Genomic DNA, 5,918 nt, shown 5'->3' with positions numbered 1-5,918 from the left:
TTAGCTTTTTAGATGGTATTTAATATCAACTGGTGTTATATTGCTGTTAATAGACGTATGGGCGTTTTGCATTCTGATTTTAGCGCTCATTATCGATTAAAAATTGTAAGTTTTGTAATAACGTGATGGTTATTTATCGAATTTCAATCTGGGTCTAGTTTTTTACGTGCTAAATAACAAAAAATGAATAACCACACAAGCGCACACAGAAGTTAAACACAGATTTCCTTTTTCTATTTTTGGTAATTTTAGGTAGCAAATATGCAAACCCCGCACATTCTGATTGTTGAAGACGAAGTTGTTACTCGTAATACCCTGAAAAGCATATTCGAAGCTGAAGGGTATATCGTGCACGAAGCCACTGATGGCAACGAAATGCACAATGTTCTATCTGATCATGATATTAATCTGGTCATTATGGATATTAACCTTCCTGGTAAAAATGGGCTGTTACTTGCTCGTGAATTACGTGAACAGGCAAGTGTTGCATTAATGTTCCTAACGGGTCGTGATAATGAAGTTGATAAAATCTTAGGCCTAGAAATCGGTGCCGATGATTACATTACTAAACCATTTAATCCTCGTGAATTAACGATTCGTGCACGTAACTTACTGTCACGTACCATGAATTTAGTTAATGGCACAGAAGAACGTCGTTTAGTTGAAAGCTATAAATTCAATGGTTGGGAGCTTGATATTAACAGTCGCTCACTAATCAGCCCTGCTGGAGAACAATATAAATTACCACGCAGTGAATTTCGTGCGATGCTACATTTCTGCGAGAATCCAGGAAAAATTCAAACTCGTGCAGAATTACTGAAGAAAATGACTGGTCGTGAACTGAAACCTCATGATCGTACTGTTGACGTAACCATCCGTCGTATTCGTAAGCATTTTGAGTCTACACCAGATACACCAGAAATTATTGCAACAATTCATGGTGAAGGTTATCGCTTCTGTGGTGATTTAGACGAGTGATTTGATCCAATATCAAGCACTTAACTAATAAAAACCCCTGATACTATTTAGGGGTTTTCTTTTATCTAAAGTAGGATTAATAAAATCACAAAAGGTAAAAATTGATCTCTGCGACTATTTTGAAAAAAAAAGACAACTTCTTTTCTAAAAAAAATTTAAACCTTTTTCATATTAATTTTATTAACCTATTAATTTCTCTAGTAAATAAAAGTTACTCTTTCCACGGCATAATGGGCACTGCACTAATCGCATTTTTTGGTGAACCATCAATGACTTTGTCTGAGTAAGTCAGGTAAACCAAAGCGTGGCGCTGTTTATCATAAAAACGCACAACTTGAAGCTTTTTAAAGACGAGTGATGTTCTTTTCTGGAAAACAACATCGCCATTGTTTTTCCCTTTAATAACCTTTTCACTTAGTTCAATAGGCCCTACTTGCTGACAAGAGATAGCAGCATCAGCAGTATCTTCCGCAAGACCTAGACTTCCTGAAATGCCCCCGGTCTTTGCTCGGCTTAAATAACATGTAACATTTTTCACTTCAGGATCATCAAATGCTTCAATCACAATTTTATGGTTAGCGCCAAAAAAACTTAAATACCGTATCCACATAGCCAATTTCTTCTGCTTTTGCCATCAAAGAAAAAGGGAGTAAAATAGACACTGCTAGCATCTTTTTGAAATTTAACATATTTACCTTGTTCCATTGAAAAGATGAGAAAATAATTTCGTCTAGAATAAAACAATCTATTACTAACTGATAGAAGAATTTGTGTACATTAGTCGATGAAAAAGACTATATTTTATGATTGTCTAACAATATAACTTGTTATAGATGTTCAGGCTCTTTACCATCTACGGCAATAACAAACGAATATGACTAAGGGAGATGTATGGATCAAACCAACATCATACGTGATTTGCTCGCTTGGCTTGATAGTAACCTCGATAAGCCATTATCCCTCGATAATGTCGCAACCAAAGCAGGTTACTCCAAGTGGCATCTACAACGCATGTTTAAAGAAGTTACAGGACAAGCGATTGGTTCTTATATTCGTTCAAGGCGTCTATCCCGTGCAGCCGTTGCATTACGTTTAACGAGCCGCCCTATTTTAGACATTGCTTTGCAATATCGTTTTGATTCTCAGCAGACGTTTACCCGCGCTTTTAAAAAACAGTTTGATAGAACACCCGCACTTTATCGTCGAACCGATGAATGGTGTGCGGTAGGCATTTGCCCACCCATTACCCTAGATCCTCAGCGTTTACCTAAATGGGAATTTGTAACGCTATCTGAGAAGAAATTAATTGGTATTGAGCAAACGTGTAGCCACACACTTGAGCAATGGGCGGAAGCCTGCTCTAACATGCGCCAAACTTTTTGGCACTATTACATGAGCAAAATAAATGCTGTCCCTCATCAAGTTTATGGGCTTCACCACGCACAGCATAGCGATGAGCATGAAGATGAACAACGTGTACTTTACACAACCGCCGTTGAGCCAGATTATGCAACATTTGTCGAGGATGATGCGGCAAATGAGGTCACTCTTGCTGGCGGCGATTACATTCGCTTTGATTTTGAAGGTGAGGCAAAACGGGGGGCAATGCAGGAATTTTTATTCCTAATTTATGGTGTCTGTTTACCTAAAATGGGATTAACGCGCCGTAAAGGCTATGACGTTGAAAAATACTATCTTAAAAATGTGCGTTACAGCAATGAGATGGTGACTGAACCACAGGATCATATAGAACGGTTTGAGTATTACATTCCAATTAAACGCGAAGATGTAACCGCTTAACATCCTCCCCGGATTTACGGCACACCTGATAAGAAAAAGCTCTCTTTGTGATATGAAAAGAGAGCTTTTATTTTTTAGCGCTGAACTTCATCTAGTGCAATATCGGTCAGATGACTCACATCCCCCGCCGTTTCAATCACCCAGCCATTAGCAAGCCAAGGGCTATTTTGATAATCAACGCGTGAAATGGAACAGTTACGCAGCCTTAAACGGCGCTCAGCATAGGCAGGTAATCCCAACACGGTGCTCAGTAAACACCCTAAAGCAATACCATGACTGACTAAGAGTGGGCGGCTATTTTCGGGTAAATCAAGACATTGATTTAGCGCAGCCTGCATACGACTTGCTAATTCTGCCATTGATTCTCCTTGGGGAATTCGTCCATCAGGTGTACCATCAATCAAACTCTTGCGCCAAGCCTCTTCTTGTGTATTTAATGTTGCGATCTCTCGCTGTTCAAGAACGCCCATATTGAGTTCACGTAAACGTGGGTCAGTTATCACTTCACAGCCACAAGCTTGTGCAATGATTTCTGCCGTTTGACGAGTACGGCCAAGATCGCTTGAGATGATGTGGGTAATACCTGCTGATTTTACTTTTTCAGCAACTTGCTGTGCTTGACGCACGCCATTTGCTGTTAGAGGGCTATCAGATTGCCCTTGAATACGTCTCGCCACGTTCCATTCAGTTTCACCGTGGCGAACAAGATAGACCTGTAACATACATTTTTTCCGTTATACTGCTCTAATTTTTCAAAGGATGATTAATTCATTATGTATCATGTCATTGCAGCCACTACGAATCCAGCAAAAATCAACGCAATAAAACTCGCTTTTGAGCAAGTATTCGGTAAAGATACCTTTGATATTGAAGATATTAATGTCGATAGTCGTGTTCCACAGCAACCTATCGGAAATTCAGAAACGAGAACTGGCGCACGTCAACGTGTGATGGCTGCCCGCCAAGTTCGCCCTGAAGCTGATTTTTGGGTTGGCGTCGAAGCGGGTATTGAAGATGATATGACCTTTGCTTGGATTGTTGTCGAACATGGTCAAATTCGGGGAGAGTCACGTTCAGCAAGCCTTATGCTACCAGAACAGATCTTAAAAGGGATCCGTGAAGGTCGTGAGCTTGGCGATGAAATGGCGTTCTTAACAAAAATTGACAACATTAAACAGCGCGGCGGCGCGATTGGTTATTTTACTGATGGTCTACTTAGTCGCACTTCTGTGTATCAACAAGCATTAGTACTGGCATTAGTACCCGTGACTCATGACATCTACAAAGAACTCAATCAAAAAGAAGATTAATCATTAATCTGATACGTTTCTTTAGATAGATTAGAAACAAAAAAGCCATTTAATCAAATAATTAAATGGCTTTTTATTATTCTAGTTTAGATCATAACAGTGCGACTAGCTTTTCGTCATTAGCTCTTTTTCAAGCCATAATTTCACATCATGTGGCGCTGTTTTTAAACTATTAGAGCCTCTAGTGATGGTGGCAATACCAACGCCTAACTCTTCTTTTAACTCACGCTGACTTAAGTTTCCTCGCATTAACTCTTGCACAATGCGAACTCGTGTTGCCAATGCACTACGTTCATCAGGCGTCATTAAAAGTTGTAAAATAGGAAATTGCACATCTTGCTCAAAAGCATGTTGTAATAACTCAACAAATCTTAGCCAGTGCTCATTCTCTTCAGGTGATAATGCAGGATCTTGCATCGTGGGAACCTCTTTTTGCCACACTCATTAACTAGTACATAATATAACATACTTTGCTAATGTACAAAGAGGCCCCCATCGATAAATACGAGTGATTATCTATTAATACTGACTATTCCACTCTTTTTCAGTCAGTACAGGCTGCTGTTCACCCGCAAAATAGCTATAAAAAACAGCGAAGGAGAGTACATTTTTCACATAACCTCGCGTTTCAGCAAAAGGAATACTTTCAACAAACGCGATCGCATCTAATTGACCATTCGCATCAGATAACCAACGATCAACACGCGCAGGCCCCGCATTATACGCAGCACTTGCTAAAATGCGGTTTTGATTAAAACGTTGATAAACAGAGTCAAGATAAGCCGTACCAATCTCAATATTTTTCACTGGATTGGTTAGCTGTGCACTACTGACATATCCCGTAATACCCGCTTGTTTTACCGTAAACTCTGCTGTTTTGGGCATGATCTGCATTAAGCCTGTTGCGCCAGCTGAAGAGCGAGCCTGAGGATCCCACGCACTTTCTTGACGAGCAATAGCCATCGCATAGTTACGATCTATGGATTTATCTTTCGTGTATTGCTCAAACTCATTTTTCCAAGCAAGAGGAAAGCGTTCTTCTAGATGATCCCACATTTTCCCTGTTATCGTGGCTTGCACCGCTAAATCAGCCCATTTTTGCTCATACGCATAACGCGCTAATTCAGACTGTATTTGCGCTGGCTGTGAAGCAACATAGTTTGCCCACTCTGATCGCGCTAAGTTATCCATCTGCCAATACATTAATTCACGAACACGCTGTATTTCTGGTTGATTAGGGATGCTTGATGAAACACTTGGGGCTTTATCTATCACCATCACATAAGGCTTACCTAATTTGGCGGCTGCAACCATCGGATAAAAACCTCGATTTTGTGTTAGCGCTTCTAAAATGGCTTGTGCTTCACTCTTTTTACCTTGTGATTGCAACACTATTGCTCGCCAATAACGCCATTCTTCCTTATTTTTACTTTCAGGAGAAAGTCTTTCTAGCCACAATGCCAATTCAGCCGGTTGGTTTTGGCTTAATGCTAAGCGCACACGGCGTTCACGTAATGTATCCGATGCCGTATCTTGAATAACGCTATCACGCCATTTAACCTGCTCGGGTGTCGCATAAGGCATATATTGCCACGCCACAGTATCACGCATTAACTGGCGTTCACTCGCCGTCATTTTTTTGTGCATGCGCAATATTATCAATCTGTGCTCGTGCTGCATCTGCATCTTTTCTTGCCCAACGTGAAAATGCAGATTGTATGATGGCACGAGAAAAATCTGTCGGTGACAGCGCGGTTGCATAGCGTCCTACTAAGCTTGGATAGTCTTGTAATTCAACCAAAGCATCACTGATAGTTTGATAATTTTGAG

5 protein-coding genes and 2 pseudogenes are annotated in these 5,918 nt (G+C 40.3%); 3 read left to right on the top strand and 4 right to left on the bottom strand.

Translation table 11 applies throughout. From position 1 onward, the window contains the following. Positions 1 to 261: 261 nt before the first annotated feature. Positions 262 to 978, top strand: coding sequence for a two-component system response regulator ArcA (gene arcA, locus BHE89_RS08515; RefSeq protein WP_006535263.1), 717 nt, complete (start codon positions 262 to 264; stop codon positions 976 to 978). Between the two features lie 211 nt (positions 979 to 1,189). On the opposite strand, the pseudogene creA reads toward arcA, so the two are convergent. After that, positions 1,190 to 1,649 (bottom strand): annotated as a pseudogene (creA, locus tag BHE89_RS08510) (protein CreA). A 220-nt stretch (positions 1,650 to 1,869) separates the two neighbouring features. Between creA and robA the strand changes: the two are divergent. Further along, positions 1,870 to 2,778 carry an MDR efflux pump AcrAB transcriptional activator RobA gene (gene robA, locus BHE89_RS08505; RefSeq protein WP_069368658.1) on the top strand — a complete coding sequence of 303 codons (909 nt, stop codon included), beginning with the start codon at positions 1,870 to 1,872 and terminating at the stop codon, positions 2,776 to 2,778. Positions 2,779 to 2,852: 74 nt separating this feature from the next. Here robA and gpmB read toward each other — a convergent pair whose 3' ends face one another. After that, positions 2,853 to 3,500 (bottom strand): 2,3-diphosphoglycerate-dependent phosphoglycerate mutase GpmB, encoded by a 648-nt coding sequence (gpmB, locus tag BHE89_RS08500; RefSeq protein ID WP_069368659.1) that lies wholly within the window; start codon positions 3,498 to 3,500, stop codon positions 2,853 to 2,855. 51 nt (positions 3,501 to 3,551) lie between these two features. On the opposite strand from gpmB, the gene yjjX reads away from it, so the two are divergent. After that, positions 3,552 to 4,088 carry an inosine/xanthosine triphosphatase gene (yjjX, locus tag BHE89_RS08495; protein ID WP_069368660.1) on the top strand — a complete coding sequence of 179 codons (537 nt, stop codon included), beginning with the start codon at positions 3,552 to 3,554 and terminating at the stop codon, positions 4,086 to 4,088. Between the two features lie 105 nt (positions 4,089 to 4,193). Here the strand turns inward: yjjX and trpR are convergent, their stop codons facing one another. Next, the gene (trpR, locus tag BHE89_RS08490) at positions 4,194 to 4,505 is read right to left on the bottom strand and encodes a trp operon repressor (RefSeq protein WP_069368661.1); all 312 of its coding nucleotides are present in this window, start codon (positions 4,503 to 4,505) and stop codon (positions 4,194 to 4,196) included. 102 nt (positions 4,506 to 4,607) lie between these two features. Beyond that, positions 4,608 to 5,918 (bottom strand): annotated as a pseudogene (sltY, locus tag BHE89_RS08485) (murein transglycosylase); the annotation flags it as partial.

Source organism: Shigella sp. FC1967, assembly GCF_001743005.1.
GTDB lineage: Bacteria > Pseudomonadota > Gammaproteobacteria > Enterobacterales > Enterobacteriaceae > Proteus.
The sequence above is the reverse complement of the archived record's forward strand: the minus strand, read 5'-3'. Positions and strand labels throughout refer to the sequence as shown.